Raw genomic sequence first — 19,309 nt, forward strand, 5'->3', positions numbered from 1 at the left:
ATGCTGGCAAAACTTTTGCAAGTTACTTCAATTCTAAAGATTTGACCGAATCTAGAATAGGTTTTGATATAGAAGCAACATATCAATAAAGGTTTTTATATTTGAGTATCAGTATTACTGTTGTATGCTTAAAAAAACATTTTTATTACTTCTATTATTTTCGTTGTATACCAATGCTCAAGAGCAGTATTATGAGCTACGAGATTATGTAACCGATAGCGCAAACATATTTACCCCACATCAAGTTCTTGAATTGAATACGCGTTTATTAGATTTTGAAGAGAAAACCACAAATCAAATAGTTGTGGTTACTATAGAGCAATTGGGCTTTAATACTATTGAGACTTATGCCAATGATCTTTTTAATAAAAATGGAATTGGTCAAGAAGGCAAGGATAATGGCTTGCTGATTTTATTTTCAGAACTGGATAGAGAGGTTAGAATAGAAGTTGGTTATGGGTTGGAACCCTACATTACAGACGCCGTTGCCTCAAGAATTATAAGAAATACGATGATTCCAAATTTTAAGGAAGCGGAGTATTACACGGGAATAAATCAAGCTGCAGATCAACTTATAGAATTTTTAAATGATCCTAGTGCATTAGAGGAGTTTAAAAAAGAGATTGTCGACGAAGATTCTAAAGAGAAACTATATATGAATATATTTCTTGGTATATTTTTCTCGATATTTATAGGGGTTGGCGGCTTTTTCTTTCTTAAAAGCTATGTCAATGTTATCGAGGTCTTTAGAGGGGTGTTCATGGGTAAATTAGGGGTGTTGCCTGGGGTATTTATGCTTTTGGCAGGATCCTTTTCAAGTGCTTTCGGTTTGGTGTTTATAATTGTTCCTCTAATTATAGGCTACAGTATTTACATGTCTAATTCCCAAGCTGCAGCTTTTATTTTTGATGAACCCAGTCTTATACTGTGGTTACTTCTTCCATTTTTTGGTATTGCCGCAATAATAGCATTTATAAAACTTAAGATTTCTGGTGAAGAAGATTTGAGCATTTCTTGGGTAAAGAATGATAAAACTTACTATCAAAAAACCTTTTCATCTTCAGGAACGCATTCGTTCAGTTCAGGTAGTAGTTCTTCTGGTGGTAGCTCAAGTTCTTTCTCTGGCGGGGGAGGAAGTTCTGGTGGTGGTGGCTCTAGCGGAAGTTGGTAAAATCAGTTACATTTATATACCTTGAATAAATCAACAATAGAACATTTATGAATAAGATTATTTACGTATTCGCTTTTATACTAGTTATTAGCTGTAAGGCTGAAAACTCAAAAGATCCACAAGTTGATAAATGGGAAGCACAGGCAGCTAACGTTGAAATTATTAGGGATGATTTTGGCGTACCTCATATTTATGGTAAAACGGATGCCGATGCCGTTTTCGGATTGCTGTATGCACAGTGCGAAGATGATTTTAATCGTGTGGAACAAAATTATATATGGGCAACAGGTAGGTTGGCAGAAGTTGATGGTGAGGAAGCGCTGTATAGTGATCTACGTGCTAAGTTATTCATGAGTGAAGAAGAGGCAAAAGCAAATTATGAGAATAGTCCAGCTTGGTTAAAAGAATTATGCAATGCCTTTGCAGACGGAATAAATTACTATTTATACACGCACCCAGAGGTGAAACCAAGGCTACTGACACATTTTGAGCCATGGATGCCTATGTATTTTAGCGAAGGGTCTATTGGTGGAGATATAGAGCGAATTTCAACAAAGAAGATTGCTGCTTTTTATGATAGCAATATGGCACTACCAGAAATGGAAGAGTTGAAATTAAAAAAAGAGAAGGAAGTAGAAGAGCCACAAGGCTCTAACGGAATTGCTATTTCAGGTAAGTTAACACAGTCAGGTAATGCGTTGTTATTGATCAATCCGCACACTTCATTTTATTTTAGGGGAGAAGTTCATGTAGTTTCGGAAGAAGGGTTGAATACATACGGAGCAGTTACTTGGGGACAGTTTTTTGTGTACCAAGGATTCAATGAAAAAACTGGATGGATGCATACATCTACTTACACAGATGTTATGGATGAGTTTAAGGAAACCATTGTTAAGAATGGTGAAAATCTGTTCTACCAATATGGAGAGGAGCTACGTCCTGTAAAATCATCTGAAATAATATTGAAGTATAAAGATGGTAATGAACTTAAAGAAAAGAAATATCCTGCATATAGAACGCATCATGGTCCCATAACCCACGTTGCCGATGGTCAATGGACAGCTTCAGCAATGATGTGGGAACCGGTTAAAGCGCTAGAGCAGTCATTTATTCGTACAAAGCAAAATGGCTATAAGGGCTTTCTAGATATGATGGATATTCGTACCAATTCAAGTAACAACACCGTTTATGCAGATGCGGAAGGCAACATTGCTTATTTCCATGGTAATTTTGTGCCAAAACGCGATGTGCAATTTAATTATGCTGAACCTGTGGACGGCAGTAACCCAAAAACCGATTGGCAAGGGTTACATAAAGTAGATGAGAATATTTTGGTATTGAATCCAGAAAATGGTTGGATACAGAACTGTAATTCTACACCGTATACTTCCGCTTTAGAATTCAGTCCAAAAAAGGAAGATTACCCATATTACATGTCTAAAGACCAAGAAAACTTTAGAGGTGTACATGCAATAGAATTATTAAAAGACAGAAAGGGGTATACAATAGATAGTCTAATTCAATTAGCTCATGATCCTTATATGCCTGCATTTAAGGCATTGATTCCTGGTTTGGTAAAAGCGTATAATGCTCATGACGATAAGAACCCGAAATTACGAGAACCAATTTCTGTATTAGAAAATTGGGATTATACTACAGGTGAAAATCAGGTGGCAATGACCTTGGCACATTTCTATGGTACGGCTATGGGTAACAGAGCAAAACACCCAGAGAATATAAGTGATATGGAGCGCATGACTTATTTTGGAACACATACTGAAGAAGCTGTAAAAGTTTTTGAAGAAGTGATAAATGAACTGACTGCAGATTTTGGAACATGGAAAATGCCTTGGGGAGAAGTGAATAGGTATCAACGTACAACAGGTGATATTATACAGCATTTTGATGATACCAAGCCAAGTATTCCTATAGGGTTTGCTTCTGGTAGATGGGGAGCGTTGGCAGCCTATGGAGCTCGTTATACCACTGAAGGTGCAAAAAAAATATATGGTACACGGGGTAATAGTTTTGTGGCAGTAGTGGAATTTGGAGAAAAAGTAAAAGCCAAGAGTATATTAGCTGGTGGGCAAAGTGGAGATCCTGCCTCGCCACATTTTGATAATCAAATTGAAAAATATAAAAATATAGATTGGAAAGAAGTTCTTTATTATCGTGAAGATGTTTTAAAAAGAGCAGAGGAAACGTATAGTCCGGGTAATAGATAATTTAAATAAGTAAAGAAATTATGGGCTTATTGAATAAAATATTAGGGAATGCAAGTGAAGTTTCTGCAGAGCAATTATTAAAAAAATATGGCAGATTACTAATTGAAGGGGAACAAATTGAACTAGGTTTTTCTCTTCTAAGAGACGTATTTATGTTCACTAATAAACGTTTGATATTAATTGATATTCAAGGTTTAACAGGGAGTAAGGTAGAATATAAGTCGTTGCCCTATAAAAACATATCTAGGTTCTCTTTAGAAACGTCTGGTACTTTCGATTTAGATGCAGAGTTAAAGATTTGGATTTCTAGCGAGAATTTACCCAGCGTAAGTAAGAAATTTAATAAGAGTATTGATGTATATGAAGTACAACGGTATTTAGCCGGTAAAGTAATGTAGTTGAATTACATAGACTCTTTGGTGACAATTAAGGTTGCTTTAGAACCTGCGGATAGTAACCATTTATTAGAATAGATTAATTCTCCTTTGTCATTGTAAACATCTACTTGTGCTGTGTTTGGTGCAGAAGATCCGTGATTTAGTGCTTCGAAGTCTAGACGATTAAAGCCGTCTTGCAGGTCTACATTAATACCTTTAAATGCCCCTGTCAATAATAGGTTGTGTTCTACTACCTGGTCGTTCATATAGATTTTTACTCGATCCCCATCTACGTATTCATGGTCTCTGCAAACAATGCCTATAAATTTCCCTGTACTTTTTACATCACCTAGGTATTGATCCGCAAAATATTGCCCTGATCCACCTAATCGTTCACCAGGTCCAATACGTGGGTCTATTTTCATACCTGTACCAGCTTGCACTAATTCTTCATCGCGCAGCATTTTTACTGGGTTAGGGTCTTTCATATTTACACTTGGCTGTTCTTTAATCAAATTAGGCATATTAAGAACAGCCCCGGCACTTGGAGTACCTTTTGGTTCGATAGGGTTTACACTCTCAATTTTAAGCGGCTTTGATGTAGGCAAATCTGTTTGCGCAGAAAGTTGTACAGCAGAAAAGGAGAACAAAATAATAAAAAGAAAAAAAAGTTTTCTCATCGAATAGTATATAAGATGAAATAAAGATAACAAATACCCTGCCATGCGTACTTAAGGCTTCGTTAAAATACTGCAGGTTATACTATTATTCGATAAAAGGATATTTAGTTTGGTAGGTTTTTTTCTAAAAATGTAATGAAATTACCATTCATTATTTTTTCAATGTCGTTGTTAGAGTAGCCTCGTTTTTCTAATAATCCAGAAATTTTCTGAAGGTCTGCAATAGTATCTACATCTGCAGGACCTTGTTCTTTTCCAAATCCGCCATCTAAATCAGAACCAATTCCAACGTGATTAGTATTGCCTGCTAATTGACAAATATGGTCAATGTTATCAATTATCTGCTCTAAACTTACATTTGCGGATTCAGGTGTGGATACACCACGTTCCCAAGTTGGTGTCATCATCCAAGCATCTAAAACAACCCCTATTACCCCTTTTCTAGCTATAATTTCCTTTAATTGTTCATCAGTAAATTGGCGGTGATGATTTACCAATGCCCTACAATTGTTATGACTTGCCCAAAGTGGACCATCATAGTTTACCATAGTTTCCCAAAAACTTAAATCGCACAGGTGGGTAACATCTAAGATGATGCCTAATCTTTGAATTTCTTTTAGTAAAACTCTTCCTTTTGTTCCAATACCACCAACGGAATTTGTACCGTGAGCATAAGTCCCAGGTCCATAATGAGCAGGACCAATGGCACGTAATCCACTGTCGAAAGCCTTTTGTAGGTAAGAGACATCAACAATTGAATCTGCACCTTCAAGACTTAGTATATACCCAATAGGCTTTTTTTCTTCGTCAGTCTTCCAAAGGGCTAAATGGGCGTCAAGTTGATTTTTGTTGGTAATCTGAACCATTTCACCAGCCTCTTCCATGCTTTTGTACCATGCTAATTGCCCTTGTGTATGTGCCCATGCCTGTTGCGGCGATTTCCATCCCGGTAGGGTATTGTCTTTATGCACATATCGTGCAATTTGTGTCGCCATACAGAGTCCAACGTTTCCTTGACGCATGGCTTCTAAAGAAACGGTATTGTTACCACGGCCAGGCTTATCGGTTAAACCTTGTTCGCTTTTTCTTATTTCTTCTATAGACCATGTTAGGTCACGATTCCAGTCCATCGCATTCATGGAAAGGTCTAAATGGGCGTCGAATATGAACATGCTTAAATTGTAGATTTTTGAGTTCTTGCACTTACTTTCCAATGGTCTATAACTGCATTGTTTTTAATAACGGTTAGGGTGTCATATTTCACCACAGTTGGGCAAATATGTTTTGGGATGGCGTAATGAACATCGCCTACTTCTGGTATGGTTAAATCATCATATTCTACCACTAAATGCTCTTCAGACTGGCTAATTTGTTTACTATGCTTTAAATCTAAAAACTCAATTCTTGGAAAAGGCATTTCTGGGGCTATAGATTTATGTCCTAAATCAAAACAAAGAATACCAGTTGTAGGTTTGCTTAAGATTCTAGTAAAGAGAACTGCCGCTGGTAAGAATTTCATTTCAGGAAATTGACTACCGTAACCAGAATCCCATAATAAAGTGGTGCCTGGGCTAGCTTCTACATTTAATCTTTTACTGTGAAAAGGAAATGTTGGTGATCCCCCCGCAACAATTTTTGGGCTGGGAATATTTTGGTTTATAATTGTTTTCTGTAAAGCTAATACTGCATCAAAAGCACTATTACATTCATTCTCTCGTGTAGCAGGGTTAGAATTTCTTAAATGGCCGTCATAAACATGTAAGCCTTCGGCAATCAAATTTAAATTTTGATGCAACTGGGAATACAATTCTGAAGCATCATTATCTGGAATGATACCGGTGCGGTTCATTCCATTATTAATATCTACCCAAAGCGAAATTTTGATATCATTAGACTTTGCCAGTTCACCGAGAATTGAAAGTGTTTTAGTGTTATCTACAAGAGTTGAAAACTTAGAATTGGGATATTTTTTCATCAATTCAACAAATCGCTTCGCATTGGGACCAATCGGCTGCATAGCCAATAAAACATCTGGGGCTTTACAATCCCCTAATAATTCTGCTTCTGCAATAGTGGCACATTTAAACTTTGTAATTCCGCGTGCCATCTGCATATTGATGATATCGGCATTTTTATACGTCTTTACATGCGGACGCAAACGAGTTACATCACCGATCATAGAAATCATTAACTCTATGTTATGTTGAATTCTATCTGGATATACCAATAAGGAAGGAGATATCACTTCTTCAGGTTGGTTCAAGGAATACCAATTTTCTTTTTGCATATGTGCTATTGATGTAGTTCGAAATGAGCCTCAATTTCAACAGGAATTCCTCCAGGTAATATCATACCAACGGCACTACGAACACCAACACCATTATCTGGTCCGAAAATATCTGCCATTAGTTCGCTAAATCCATTGATAACCAAAGGTTGTTGACCAAAATCAGGAGTAGAATTGACCATTCCCAAAGTCTTTACGATACGTTTAATTTTATCAATATCACCAAAATGAGTTTGGATGGTGGAAAGCATGGTCAAGGCAACTTGTCTAGCGGCAACCTTAGCTTCTTCCATAGTTATGTCGTGTCCAGCTCTACCAATAATTAAAGATCCGTCATTTTGCATAGGTCCCTGACCAGAAATATATAGAAAATGATCAACGACCAATACAGGTTTATATAAGCCTGCAGGAGGTGGAGCGGGAGGTAATACTAAACCCAGTTCCTTTATTCTTTCAGAAGGTTTCTTTTGCATATTTATTAAATTTAAATGAACATATTAATTACTAGAACACCTAATAACCCCATAACACCGACGGTAGTTTCCATAACCGTCCAGCTTTTTAAAGTATCGTTTACGGATAAATTAAAGTATTCTTTGAAAAGCCAAAAGCCACTATCGTTTACATGTGATAGCATTAAACTACCGGACCCAATAGCGAGAACCATTAATTCTGGGCTAACACCAGTACCTTGAACAAGCGGAAGTACAATACCTGCAGCGGTTAAACCGGCAACAGTAGCAGAACCCACACATACGCGAATAACAGTAGCAATTAACCAGGCCAATATTAGTGGAGAAATAGAGGATTGCTCCAGAATACCGCCAATATAGTTGCTCACACCACTATCTATTAACACTTGTTTTAAAGCGCCTGATCCAGCGATAATTAAAAGTACCATGGTGATTCCGGTTATAGCACTACCAACAGTATCCATGACCTCTTTCATACTTTTTCCGCGACCTAGACCCAATGTGTATATGGCGACTAAAACAGCAATTAACATTGCTATTGCCGGGTTACCCATGAAAACTAAGATTTTGGTAAGAAAAAAATCTTCTGGCATTGTAAATTGAGCCAAAGCTGCAACAGCAATAAGTATTACAGGTAAAAGTGCGCTTATAATACTGTTTGCCATGCCAGGCATTTCTTCCTCTTTTAGAATTACAGGGTTTAAAAACTCTTTAAGCGGTGTTGCATTAATTCCTTTTAATGTTCTTGAAAGTAACGGTCCGGCAACGATAATTGCAGGTATGGCAACGATAATTCCGTATAGTAATGTTTTACCGATATCGGCATTAAACATTGTGGCAAGTGCCGTTGGGGCAGGGTGAGGTGGTAAATAACCATGTGTAACCGAAAGAGAAGCCAACATAGGTAGACCAACATATAAAAGTGGTAGGCCGGTAGCTGCTGCAATGGTAAAAACTAATGGAACAAGAATTACAAATCCTACAGAGTAGAACATTGGAATACCTACAATGAAACCGGTTAAAACAACTGCCCATTGAATATTATTCTTTCCGAACTTTTCTACTAATTGAGTAGTAATTCGTTGAGCGGCACCACTATCGGCAACCAATTTTCCCAACATGGCACCAAGGCCTAAAATGATTACTAGAAACCCTAATATATTGCCTATTCCTTTCTGTATAGAATCGACGACACTAATAGGTTCCATACCTTCTGCAATACCAACGAATAATGATACAATGATGAATGTGATGAATGCGTTGAGTTTAAATTTGGCAATGAGAATGAATAGGAGAAGAATTCCTATGATTACAATGATTAAAGGCATATTTTAAAAGAGTTAGTTTAGTTGATTCTCTAAATATACCATAAAAAAAAAGCTCATCATACTTTATCTAAATACGATGAGCTTGGTCATAAATATTTTACAAATTATCTGTTATTTCCGGTGAAATTGCTTTGTAAATTAATCCTGCTAAAATTGCACCAACTATTGGGGCTAACCAAAATAACCAAAGCTGATCTATCGCCCAGTCTCCAACAAAAAGGGCTTGACTGGTACTACGTGCAGGGTTTACGGAGGTATTGGTAACCGGTATACTTATTAAGTGAATTAGGGTAAGACAAAGACCTATTGCCAAACCGGCGAAACCTCTAGGAGCTTTTGTATACGTAGAACCTAATATTACGAATAGGAAAATGAAGGTCATTACTACTTCAATGATCAAGGCAGAGGTCATGCCATAACCGCCAGGTGAATGTTCACCGTAACCATTGGAGGCAAAGCCGCCCAATACAAAATCAGACTTGCCAGAAGCAATAAGAAAAAGAATAGCTGCACCTGCAATACCGCCCATTACCTGGGCAACTATATAAGGAAAAACATCTTTGCCGTCAAAACGCCCACCTATCCAAACACCAATAGTTACGGCTGGGTTTAAATGACAGCCAGAAATGTGACCTATGGCATATGCCATGGTAACCACGGTTAAACCAAAGGCTAAAGAGACCCCAACAAAGCCAATACCTAGTTCTGGAAATCCTGCGGCAATTACGGCGCTACCGCAACCACCTAAAACAAGCCATAATGTGCCGATAAATTCTGCAATAAATTTTTTCATTTCAATAAGGTTTAATTGATTGTATTTATTAGGAAACCGAAATATTAAGAAAGTCACAATTATTTATTCAATTTTTTGATTATTCATTGAATTTTTACTTGTTTATTTCTGAATAAACAAAATAATTTTTAAGTGTTTTGTATTATCACGTATTAAAGAGTTAGCATGAATTGCCTAAATTTTTATTCATATTTATAATTCTTATTGCCTTAAAATAATAATTGGATAAATTCCTCAAATAGAAGCTTACTATATTGGTATTCATTAGTTTAGTTTTAATATTTTTAAAAGAGTGTTTGATATACATTATTAATAACTTAAGAATCCAGGTATCAAAAAATAAAGCCATCATGAATAAAAGACAGTTTTTGACCAACATGGGTAAAGCAGCTTTTACCTTGCCTTTTTTATCATACAGTTCTGTGGTAAAAGGAGCAGTGCCAACAAAATCATATATAACGAAAACTGAAGATGAATTTTGGTTAAGAATACGGGAAGATTATCTTTTAAAACCAGATTATATTAACCTTGAGAATGGATATTATAATTTTATCCCAAAACCGATTATGATGAAGTATATAGAACATTTAAAAATGGTCAACTATGAGGCTTCATACTATATGCGTACCGTACAATGGGATAATAAAGCAAACGTACGTGATCGTTTGGCGAAGTTTGTTGGCAGCACTCCAGAAGAGTTGGTGATAACTAGAAATGCAACAGAGTCATTAGATTTAATAATTGGTGGTTATCCTTGGGAAAAAGGCGACGAAGCCATTTATGCTTTACAAGATTATGGTTCAATGAAAGACCATTTTCAGTTGATGGTTAAAAAATATGGTATTAAAACAGCGATTGTTGATGTTCCAAACTATCCAGAGTCTGATGAAGAATTAGTGGCTTTATATGAAAAAGCGATTACACCTAAAACCAGATTAATGATGGTGAGCCATATGATTAATATTACCGGACATATATTGCCAATTCGTAAGATTTGTGACATGGCGCATAAGTATGGAGTTGAGGTTTTGGTAGATGGAGCTCATTGTATTGGTCATTTTAATGTAGATATAGAAGCATTGAATTGCGATTATTATGGAACTAGTTTACACAAATGGTTGAGTGTTCCTCTTGGATCGGGCATGTTGCATGTAGCGAAAGATAAAATCACAAAAATATGGCCGCTTTTTACAGATTGGGAAAATGATTCTGACCTTATTCAACGATTAAATCATACTGGAACATTACCTGTACATACAGATTTAGCTGTTAATGATGCTTTAGATTATATAGAGATGATTGGAATAGAACGCAAACAAGAAAGGCTTCAGTTTCTACAAAAATATTGGAGCGATAAATTAAGAAATGTGCCCAATATTACCGTAAACACTCCAGTAGAAATGCATCGTAGTTGTGGTATCGCAAATGTGGGAATATCATCAATGGATGCAAAGGAGCTAGCGGCTCAATTATTAAGTGAGTTTAAAATATTTACAGTAGGTGTTGATTATGCAAATGTAAAAGGATGTAGAATTACACCCAATGTTTACACTACCACAGATGAGTTGGATAGTTTTGTTATCGCTATGAAAACCATGGCAAAAAGAAGTTAATTTAACGAGTTATGTAATCCGCCAACTTTTGTGGGCCTTCCAATAAAATACGGACGACGCGAAGTGTGCCATCATCTGTGGTGTTTATTTGCCATTTTATCAAAGAAATACAACCATTTTCAATTTCTATTCCGGTAATACTTCTTGGGTGTACACAGCTGCCATCATTAAAAAGAGGTATATCTCCAGGCTCTGGAAAACGAGGTCTGTGGGTATGACCTACGACAGATACTTTAAGATTATTCTTTAAAATCCATTTTTTTATACGTCGCTCTACTTTTATTAGTTCAGTATAATTTTTAGCAGGAGATGTAGGGTCTGCAATACCCCAAACTTGTAACGGTTTCCATAACACTCTTACCAAAAATCTACCCCAGCGCCAAAATGTATAATTCCACCAATCTGCTTGGTGGCCATGGGTAAGAAAGACTTCTTGGTTTGTATTTTTATGTTTTAAGATAAGGGCTTCATGATATTTTATACCTTCAAATAACGATTTATCTTTGTCATCTATAGGCTCAAAATAACTAGATAAATGCTTTTTTACATAAGCCTCATCTTTATAAACCATATCATGATTTCCCCAAATCATATGCAGTCTATGTGCTAAATGAAACTGTTTTAATAGTTTGTAAACATTTTTATGGGCTTCAAAAATAGATTCAAAATAAATGTTTTCCCACAGTTCATCACCATCGCCAAGCTCACAGTAGTCAAATCCTTCAGAAAAATAGAATTTAAGAGCATGGAAATAGATATTTCTATTGTTGGCAAATTCATCGGCAAAACTATTATCACCCCTGTGACAATCGCTAAAAAGTATAAACTTAGAAGAGTCGTCAAACGGGATAACTTTAGCGTTTTTGTAAGCTCTTGTAAGTCTACTATCCGATGACATGGTCTATTTTTCGTTAAATATCCGAAAATCCCGTTAACCATAAGAACTTAGTACACTAAAAAATATGGTATGTTTTGTAACTTTACAGCTTAATTGTAGACTAACTAGGTCATGGGAAAGCACGATAGATTGAAAATGCCGGTTAAGCACCTTATAAGTTTTGAAAAACTTCTACAGAAGTACGATCAACATTTAAAAGGTGACAATCCATTTTTGGCTGCTACAGCAGAAAGAATATTGGCAGTTGAAAAAGGTTTCCCTGAGTTACGTGACGGTTTTTCCGATTTTAGTCTATTAGAGAAAAATAAAGATTTGATCGAGCGTATTTTACAAGATACGTTTACAGAAGCATTAAGTGGAAATGAGATAAAGGTTGCAACCCTTCCTTTTCAAAATACTATTATAAAATCTTCTAAACGGTTTCAAACTATAATTAGTGAAGCAGGGGATAACTACGAACCAGAATTGCGAAATCTTGGTGAAGAGATGGATTATATTATGAGCTGTGTGGTTATTTTAAATTATTACTACGGTTATCAGCTAGATTTTAGTCGTCCTTACTTTTATGATATTCCAGATGCCGCTGGTGTAATGCGTCATTATCGCATTTTATATAATGCCGATTTTATTGATATTATACCTACCGATAAAGCAAAAGAGATTACACAAGAAGATGTAGATGAACTTTTAGCAAACCCTACGGATGCAACGCTTTGGATAGAAAAAATTCCGCCAGAAAGTTTTATTAGTAAAGGATTTGTAATTGCTAATTTGTTTGATGTTACCATGGAACAGGCAATATCAAATATTAAATCGAAATTGATATCAAAGGATACTTTGCAACCTGCAAAATTCATGCATGATTTGCAAGAAACGTTTAAATCCTTTTTTAGATTGCCAAATATTAAAGTTGGTTTTGCCTCTTTTGATGCTAAGAAAGATCAATTTGAAGAGGTAGCGGGCATGGGTTTCGAAAGTTTTCTTTTAAGAGGGGAGCATCACATGAATTGTAAAAATGCTCTTTGTGAAGATTCTTATGATAAATTAATTGGAAGTAATTCATACTATACTATTGCAGATATAGACCTTAAAGTTGAACAATCTGGTAATATGCAGCCCTTTAAAGGATTAAAAGAGCAAGGTGTACAAAGTGCTATTTTTGCGCCAATAGCTTTTGAAAATAATCTTTTAGGAGTTTTGGAAATAGTTTCTGAGAAGAAAGGCGTTCTTAATGGTGTTAATGCACAAAAGCTTGATGATGTAATGCCTTTTATAGTATCGGCAGTCGTACGTACTAAAAATGAGGAAAACAATAGAATAGACGCTATTATACAAAATGAGTGTACGTCTGTTCATTCATCGGTATATTGGAAATTTCAAGAGGAAGCCAAAAAATTTATTCTTGATGAAACCGAGGGAAGATCTCCTTCATTCAAGGAAATCGTTTTCAAAGATGTATATCCACTATTTGGGCAAATAGATATTAAAGATTCTTCGCAAGCTAGAAATTTAGCCATACAGCGAGATTTAATGATTCAGTTATCTGAAATTGATAATGTACTAAATATTGCATTTAAAAAATGGGAGCTGCCTATCTATGAGGAGTTGATTTTTAGAGTCAATAACCACCTAGAAAGTATTAAAGAGACTCTTTATACCAATAGCGAACAAGCAATTTTCGATTTTGTAAACGATGAGATTTCTCCTGTTTTTGAACATCTTAAAAAAAACGACAAAGATATCGAGAAACATATTTTAAAGTATGAGTCTAAAATTGATATGGGTACAGGTTCATATTATGATCATAGAAAGAATTACGATGAAAGCGTAACATTGATTAATAAAAAGGTATCCGCAATTATTGATAAAAGACAAGAAAGCGCACAGGCAATGTATCCGCATTACTATGAGCGTTATAAAACTGATGGTGTAGAACACAACATGTATATTGGTTCTTCAATCTCAGAAAATAAGGAGTATAACCATTTGTATCTTAATAATTTAAGGTTGTGGCAGTTACAAGTAATGTGCGAGATGGAAAATGCCCATTATTCATTGAAACCAAAATTACCGGTACCGTTGGATGTAGCATCATTAATATTGGTATATAACACATCATTATCTATTCGTTTTAGAATGGACGAAAAACAGTTTGATGTTGATGGCACCTATAATGCGCGTTACGAGGTTATAAAGAAAAGAATAGATAAGTCTTATATAAAAGGAACAAATCAGCGTTTAACTGAAAAAGGGGTTCTTTCCATTGTATATTCTCAGAAAAAAGATGAGCTAGAATACTTAAGGTATATTAAGTTTCTAAAATCTAAAGGCTGCTTTACCGATAAGATTGAAATTGTTGAATTAGAAGGCTTACAGGGGGTGTCTGGTTTAAAAGCAATTAGGGCAGAAATACTTTATAAAAGAGAGCAAGAACCTGAAAAGACATATACTTATCAAGATTTAATGGATGCTTTAAAAGAATAGAACTTGACTAAGTAGTTCTATTTTACGATCAGGACCAAAGAACTTGAATGAAACTGCAAATGCTATTACAGATAGTATCATGCCAATCATAAAGATTGTATAGGTCCAACGAAGTAGCGAGTATTTTCTATTTAGTACAATCCCAAGAAAATAAAGATCCTTCGTTAATGAAGTGTATATATAATCTTTGTCCTTAAGCATTTCTTGTATAGCCCATTCATAATCGCTTAATGCCATTTTATGAAAATTTCCAAAGAACAATAGATTTACGTTTTTGTTCTTGACATCTTCTTTGGTGAATTCGCCACTGGTTACATTTGGTCTGGTTGCTAAAACAGCGAGTACCATAGAAACTACGCTAAAAAATACAAATATTACCGTAGGGTAAATAAGGTAGTCATTAGATGGGTTGTCTAATTTTGGTATAAGATTAGACAGCGCTAATGATATGATAATGGCGTTTACAGATAATAATATGTTCGCTTTGGTGTCTGCAATATCACTAAGGGTAATATGGTTTTTTAGTGTTACACGGTATAGTGTTTGTATTCCACGATCAGGGCTCTCACTTTTAAATTGAGCCTTAAGTTTTTCTTTCTTGGCAAGTTTCTTTTCAGACTTTTTATCCTTTACAAGTTTTCTTAAATTTTTGTCTTTTTTCTCTAACCAATTTTCCTTTGCGTAATCTGTATAATATTGGTGGTCGGTTCTAAAAACCTGAATATTGATATCTAACCATTCTTTATAAGAATATTTTTTTATTCCAAGAAGTTTTAGCTCTTCGCGTAATAAATCTGAAGTTTCTATATAGCTACTTTGTGCAAAATGAGAAGAGTCGGCATCGCGGATTATCTTATCCATCAAATTAGTGGGTTTGGCATTCCATTTGGTGGCAAGTATGCACTTTTTAACTTTTTCTATTCGCTCTTTGTCATATCCTTCTTTTTCTAAAAACTCTTGTGCTATCTCACAGCTATGCTCTTCATGATCCTTAATGCCTTTGGTATAACCAGTATCATGTAGCCAAGCAACCAGCTCCAATATCTCCTTATCTTCATCGGATAGAGAACATGAATCCAATATTTGTTTAGTACTTTTGACTACGCGTTGAGTGTGTCTTAGATTGTGATATAAGAAGTTCTTGTCCAATTGGTTGGTAAGTAATTCTACAGCAAATTGTTGTGTCTTTTCTAAGATGTTTGACATGGAAGAGTTTTGTTAGAATTTCCCAAATTACGAAAATTTAAAGAGGGTTATAGTGCTATGAAAAAATATTACGCATATCTATTGGTTTTTCTTTTCATTACAGGTTGTGCAACTCATAAGACAAAATACGTTGATGAAAAATATGCCGTTGATGTAAACGAGGCTAAGGAAGTGTCTCATACATTTTATCTAATCGGAGATGCAGGCTTATCTCCGATGGGAGGAATGAACCCAGCACTAAAAATTTTCAAGGATAGATTGGATAAAGCGGATAAGAATAGTACTGCTATTTTCTTAGGGGATAATATTTACCCGGCCGGATTACCAGACCCAAAAGATTCTACACAAGCATATAGAACAGCGGCAAACCATTTAGATGCCCAGATAAAAACTTTAGATAATTTTAAGGGAAGACCACTTTTTATACCTGGAAATCATGATTGGTATACCGAAGGATTAATTGGACTTGAACGTGAAGAAAATTATATAAAAAGAGCATTAAAAGAAAAAGAGAAAGATCCTTTTTTGCCAGAGAACGGTTGCCCCATAGATGTGATAGAAATAGGTGATGATGTTGCGATAATTACTATAGATACAGAATGGTATTTGACGAACTGGGACAAGCGTCCAGATATTAACGACAAGTGCGAAATAAAAAGTAGGGATAAATTTTTCTTAGAACTCGAAGATGCAATAAAGGGCTATCGTGATCGTACAACCGTAATTGCAATGCATCATCCTACAAATAGTTACGGGGAGCACGGAGGTCAATATTCGTTAAGAAAACAATTCTATCCAAAACAAATGGCGGTGCCGGTTCCTGTTTTAGGATCTTTTATTAATGTATTGAGAAGTACCTCTGGGGCATCGATTGAAGATGTGAATAACAAGCGTTATAGAGAATTAATGAATAGGGTAACGACCTTGGCACAATATTCTGACCGTGTAATATTCGCATCGGGGCATGAACATACGCTGCAGTATATACTTGAAAATAATACCCCACAAATTGTAAGTGGTTCAGGGGCAAAAGAAGGTTTTACAAAGTTATTGAACGGTTCTCAGTTTAATACCGGTAAAATGGGATATGCCACTTTAGAGGTATATAAAGATGGTTCGTCTAGAGTTAGATTCTATGGGGTAGGAGATGATAATAGTGAGGAGTTTTTGTTTACAAATGAGGTTTTTCCGCCAACTCAAATTGAGTATGTAGATCAACTAACAGCCTCTTTTCCTGATAGTGTAAAAGCCTCTGTTTACTCTCAAAAAGAAATTGACAAAAGTGGATTTTTTAAGGGAATATGGGGAGAACGTTATCGTAAATATTATGGTACGGAAGTGAAAGTGCCTACGGTAAACTTAGATTCATTAATGGGAGGCTTAGAACCTGTAAAAAAAGGTGGTGGTCACCAATCTAAATCATTGAGACTACGTGCGAAGGATGGTAGGGAGTATGTGATGAGGGCACTGAGAAAGAGCGCTGAACTTTATTTGCAGTCCATGGCTTTTCAAGATCAATATGTACTTGATGATTTAAAAGAGACCTATACACAAGAGTTGTTACAAGATTTTTATACAGGCTCTCATCCTTATGGTCCATTTACAACAGCAAAATTATCTGATGCCGTTGGTATTTACCACACCAACCCAGTTTTGTATTATGTACCTAAACAACCTGCTCTAAAGGAGTTTAATGACTCTTTTGGAGATGAATTGTATATGATTGAAGAACATACTGGGGACGGTCATGGAGATTTGGCAAGCTTTGGGTATTCAAATGAATTGAAGAGTACAGATAGTATGCTTGAAGATTTAAGAGATGACGAGCAATATGAGGTAGACAAAGATCTTTATTTAAGAGCAAGACTTTTTGATATGGTTCTTGGTGATTGGGATAGGCATGTTGATCAATGGCGTTGGGCAGAGTTTAAAGAGAAAGATAAAACAATCTATAGGCCCGTACCAAGAGATCGTGATCAAGTATTTTCAAAAATGGGAGATGGTGCTCTAATGAATTTAGCTACGAGAATAATACCAGGTTTAAGACTTATGGAAGGTTTTAACGACGAAATTAGAAATGTAAAAGGATTTAATTCATCGCCAATGACCTATGTTTTAGATCTCACTTTATTGGGCGAAACAGAAAAAAGTCAATGGTTGGCACAAGCAAAGTATTTACAGGATAATTTGAAGTCAAGTGATATAGATGAAGCATTTAAATCTTTTCCAGTAGAAGTGCGAGATGAAACCGTAGATGAAATTAAAAAAACGCTATTGGCACGATTAGGTAATATTCAAGAAACCGCGAATGAATATTATAAGATTTTAAACAAATATGCAGTAGTTGCAGGTACGGATAAAGATGACTGGTTTGAAATAAACAGGTTAAATGATACCGAAACAGAAGTAAAAGTTTACAGAAATATCAGCGATAAAAAGAAGAGATTATTTTACTATAAGGTTTTTACTAAAGTAGACACCAAGGAATTATGGGTTTTTGGTTTAGATGATGATGATATTTTTGAAGTTAAAAATCCGTCGAATTATTCTGGAGTCAAGGTTAGGATTATAGGAGGGCATAACAATGATATATATAGAATAGAAGATGGTAGAAATGTAGCATTGTATGATTTTAAGAGCAAGAAAAACACGTTTAAAGAAACTGGTGGGGCAAAAGTAAAGTTGTCAGATGATTATGAGCTTAACACATACCAGCCGCTTAAACTAAGAAATAGCTATAATCAAATAATTCCTACTATTGGGTTTAATCCAGATGACGGGGTTAGAATAGGCTTTATGAATACCTATACGTATAACGGTTTTAGGCAAAACCCATTTACACAACAACACACTTTTGCGGCTTCGTATTATTTTGCGACAAGTGGTTTTGACTTTAAATATCAAGGCGAGTTTGCACATGTTTTTGAGAATTGGAATGCTGAATTATCTGCACGATTTACGAGTCCGAATTTTGCAGTTAACTTCTTTGGTTTTGGAAACAATACTGAAAATTTTGATGATGATTTAGAGTTAGATTATAATAGGGTTAAGCTTAGGCAAATAGATTTTTCTCCGTCATTGGTTTGGAGAGGGCAATTGGGGGCTAAAGTAAAGTTTGGTATTTCTTATGAAAATATTAGTGTAGAGGAAACTAACGATAGATTTATAAATACTTTTTATCAAGAAAATGGAGAAGAAACCAATAGCGATTTTGTGGGTGTAAATGCTGCTTATACATATGAAAATAAGGATAATGAAGCTTTTCCAACTTTAGGGATGTCTTCTTCATTGCAAGTTGGTTTCAAAGAAAACCTTTCAAAAGAGAGTGGTAGTTTTGGATATATAATACCAAGTCTAGGTTTTGATTATAAACTAATTCCTAATGGTCGATTAGTGCTCGCTACAAAATGGAAGGCACAATTTAATATTGGCGACGATTATGAATTTTATCAAGCCGCTAGTATTGGTGGGTTAGATGGTTTGCGTGGGTTTAGAAATCAACGTTTCACTGGGAAAACATCATATTATCAGAATACGGATATTAGATTTAGTTTAAAAAAGAAAAGAACCAGACTATTGCCAATTGCAATGGGTCTTTTTGGAGGCTTTGATTATGGTAGAGTTTGGTATCCAGAAATGAGTTCTGGACGTTGGCATACTTCTTACGGTGGAGGATTCTTTTTAAACGCTTCTGATATTATCTCCATTAACACCGCAATATTTGCCAGTGAAGACGGACCAAGATTTACATTTGGTCTAGGTTTTGGATTCTAG

14 protein-coding genes are annotated in these 19,309 nt (G+C 35.5%); 6 read left to right on the forward strand and 8 right to left on the reverse strand.

What is annotated here, in order from left to right:
* The first annotated feature begins 124 nt into the window (after nucleotides 1-124).
* Genes P178_RS0109020 through P178_RS0109030 form a run of 3 tightly spaced genes read left to right on the forward strand, consistent with a single transcriptional unit; the run spans nucleotide 125 to nucleotide 3,794 of the window.
* Nucleotides 125-1,171 carry a TPM domain-containing protein gene (locus tag P178_RS0109020; RefSeq protein ID WP_027065924.1) on the forward strand — a complete coding sequence of 349 codons (1,047 nt, stop codon included), beginning with the start codon at nucleotides 125-127 and terminating at the stop codon, nucleotides 1,169-1,171.
* Nucleotides 1,172-1,218: 47 nt separating this feature from the next.
* Nucleotides 1,219-3,396 (forward strand): acylase, encoded by a 2,178-nt coding sequence (locus P178_RS0109025; RefSeq protein WP_027065925.1) that lies wholly within the window; start codon nucleotides 1,219-1,221, stop codon nucleotides 3,394-3,396.
* Between the two features lie 20 nt (nucleotides 3,397-3,416).
* The gene (locus tag P178_RS0109030) at nucleotides 3,417-3,794 is read left to right on the forward strand and encodes a PH domain-containing protein (protein WP_027065926.1); all 378 of its coding nucleotides are present in this window, start codon (nucleotides 3,417-3,419) and stop codon (nucleotides 3,792-3,794) included.
* Nucleotides 3,795-3,799: 5 nt separating this feature from the next.
* Here the strand turns inward: P178_RS0109030 and P178_RS0109035 are convergent, their stop codons facing one another.
* From P178_RS0109035 to aqpZ, 6 genes are all read right to left on the reverse strand, one after another.
* The gene (locus tag P178_RS0109035) at nucleotides 3,800-4,453 is read right to left on the reverse strand and encodes a hypothetical protein (RefSeq protein WP_027065927.1); all 654 of its coding nucleotides are present in this window, start codon (nucleotides 4,451-4,453) and stop codon (nucleotides 3,800-3,802) included.
* A gap of 104 nt (nucleotides 4,454-4,557) precedes the next feature.
* Complete coding sequence (locus tag P178_RS0109040; RefSeq protein ID WP_027065928.1) at nucleotides 4,558-5,625, reverse strand: dipeptidase; 1,068 nt, start codon at nucleotides 5,623-5,625, stop codon at nucleotides 4,558-4,560.
* 2 nt (nucleotides 5,626-5,627) lie between these two features.
* Complete coding sequence (locus tag P178_RS0109045; protein WP_027065929.1) at nucleotides 5,628-6,740, reverse strand: D-TA family PLP-dependent enzyme; 1,113 nt, start codon at nucleotides 6,738-6,740, stop codon at nucleotides 5,628-5,630.
* 5 nt (nucleotides 6,741-6,745) lie between these two features.
* On the reverse strand, nucleotides 6,746-7,213 hold the full coding sequence (locus P178_RS0109050) for a RidA family protein (protein ID WP_027065930.1): 468 nt from the start codon (nucleotides 7,211-7,213) through the stop codon (nucleotides 6,746-6,748).
* A gap of 11 nt (nucleotides 7,214-7,224) precedes the next feature.
* Nucleotides 7,225-8,541 (reverse strand): gluconate:H+ symporter, encoded by a 1,317-nt coding sequence (locus P178_RS0109055; protein WP_027065931.1) that lies wholly within the window; start codon nucleotides 8,539-8,541, stop codon nucleotides 7,225-7,227.
* A gap of 97 nt (nucleotides 8,542-8,638) precedes the next feature.
* On the reverse strand, nucleotides 8,639-9,334 hold the full coding sequence (gene aqpZ, locus P178_RS0109060; RefSeq protein WP_027065932.1) for an aquaporin Z: 696 nt from the start codon (nucleotides 9,332-9,334) through the stop codon (nucleotides 8,639-8,641).
* A gap of 350 nt (nucleotides 9,335-9,684) precedes the next feature.
* On the opposite strand from aqpZ, the gene P178_RS0109065 reads away from it, so the two are divergent.
* Nucleotides 9,685-10,947: an aminotransferase class V-fold PLP-dependent enzyme gene (locus P178_RS0109065; protein ID WP_027065933.1), complete on the forward strand. Its 1,263-nt coding sequence runs from the start codon at nucleotides 9,685-9,687 to the stop codon at nucleotides 10,945-10,947.
* 1 nt (nucleotide 10,948) lies between these two features.
* On the opposite strand, the gene P178_RS0109070 is transcribed toward P178_RS0109065, so the two are convergent.
* Nucleotides 10,949-11,845 carry a metallophosphoesterase gene (locus P178_RS0109070; RefSeq protein WP_027065934.1) on the reverse strand — a complete coding sequence of 299 codons (897 nt, stop codon included), beginning with the start codon at nucleotides 11,843-11,845 and terminating at the stop codon, nucleotides 10,949-10,951.
* A 111-nt stretch (nucleotides 11,846-11,956) separates the two neighbouring features.
* Between P178_RS0109070 and P178_RS0109075 the strand changes: the two genes are divergently transcribed.
* Nucleotides 11,957-14,329, forward strand: a complete 2,373-nt coding sequence (locus tag P178_RS0109075; protein ID WP_027065935.1) for a hypothetical protein — start codon at nucleotides 11,957-11,959, stop codon at nucleotides 14,327-14,329.
* On the opposite strand, the gene P178_RS0109080 is transcribed toward P178_RS0109075, so the two are convergent.
* A complete protein-coding gene (locus P178_RS0109080) occupies nucleotides 14,318-15,535 on the reverse strand; it encodes a Pycsar system effector family protein (protein ID WP_027065936.1) in 1,218 nt (405 codons plus the stop codon). The genes P178_RS0109075 and P178_RS0109080 overlap by 12 nt on opposite strands.
* Nucleotides 15,536-15,592: 57 nt before the next feature.
* Here P178_RS0109080 and P178_RS0109085 point away from each other — a divergent pair, with 57 nt between their 5' ends.
* Nucleotides 15,593-19,309: a metallophosphoesterase gene (locus P178_RS0109085; protein ID WP_027065937.1), complete on the forward strand. Its 3,717-nt coding sequence runs from the start codon at nucleotides 15,593-15,595 to the stop codon at nucleotides 19,307-19,309.

It is taken from the genome of Maribacter sp. Hel_I_7 (genome assembly GCF_000688315.1).
GTDB classification, from domain to species: Bacteria; Bacteroidota; Bacteroidia; order Flavobacteriales; family Flavobacteriaceae; genus Maribacter; species Maribacter stanieri.

What these genes read in the sequence shown, in the direction of transcription:
- P178_RS0109065 (WP_027065933.1), top strand. Translation starts at nt 9,685, where the DNA reads ATGAATAAAAGACAGTTTTTGACCAACATGGGTAAAGCAGCTTTTACC.
- P178_RS0109050 (WP_027065930.1), bottom strand. Translation starts at nt 7,213, where the DNA reads ATGCAAAAGAAACCTTCTGAAAGAATAAAGGAACTGGGTTTAGTATTA.
- P178_RS0109020 (WP_027065924.1), top strand. Translation starts at nt 125, where the DNA reads ATGCTTAAAAAAACATTTTTATTACTTCTATTATTTTCGTTGTATACC.
- P178_RS0109045 (WP_027065929.1), bottom strand. Translation starts at nt 6,740, where the DNA reads ATGCAAAAAGAAAATTGGTATTCCTTGAACCAACCTGAAGAAGTGATA.
- P178_RS0109080 (WP_027065936.1), bottom strand. Translation starts at nt 15,535, where the DNA reads ATGTCAAACATCTTAGAAAAGACACAACAATTTGCTGTAGAATTACTT.
- P178_RS0109085 (WP_027065937.1), top strand. Translation starts at nt 15,593, where the DNA reads ATGAAAAAATATTACGCATATCTATTGGTTTTTCTTTTCATTACAGGT.
- P178_RS0109025 (WP_027065925.1), top strand. Translation starts at nt 1,219, where the DNA reads ATGAATAAGATTATTTACGTATTCGCTTTTATACTAGTTATTAGCTGT.
- P178_RS0109070 (WP_027065934.1), bottom strand. Translation starts at nt 11,845, where the DNA reads ATGTCATCGGATAGTAGACTTACAAGAGCTTACAAAAACGCTAAAGTT.
- aqpZ (WP_027065932.1), bottom strand. Translation starts at nt 9,334, where the DNA reads ATGAAAAAATTTATTGCAGAATTTATCGGCACATTATGGCTTGTTTTA.
- P178_RS0109035 (WP_027065927.1), bottom strand. Translation starts at nt 4,453, where the DNA reads ATGAGAAAACTTTTTTTTCTTTTTATTATTTTGTTCTCCTTTTCTGCT.
- P178_RS0109040 (WP_027065928.1), bottom strand. Translation starts at nt 5,625, where the DNA reads ATGTTCATATTCGACGCCCATTTAGACCTTTCCATGAATGCGATGGAC.
- P178_RS0109075 (WP_027065935.1), top strand. Translation starts at nt 11,957, where the DNA reads ATGGGAAAGCACGATAGATTGAAAATGCCGGTTAAGCACCTTATAAGT.
- P178_RS0109030 (WP_027065926.1), top strand. Translation starts at nt 3,417, where the DNA reads ATGGGCTTATTGAATAAAATATTAGGGAATGCAAGTGAAGTTTCTGCA.
- P178_RS0109055 (WP_027065931.1), bottom strand. Translation starts at nt 8,541, where the DNA reads ATGCCTTTAATCATTGTAATCATAGGAATTCTTCTCCTATTCATTCTC.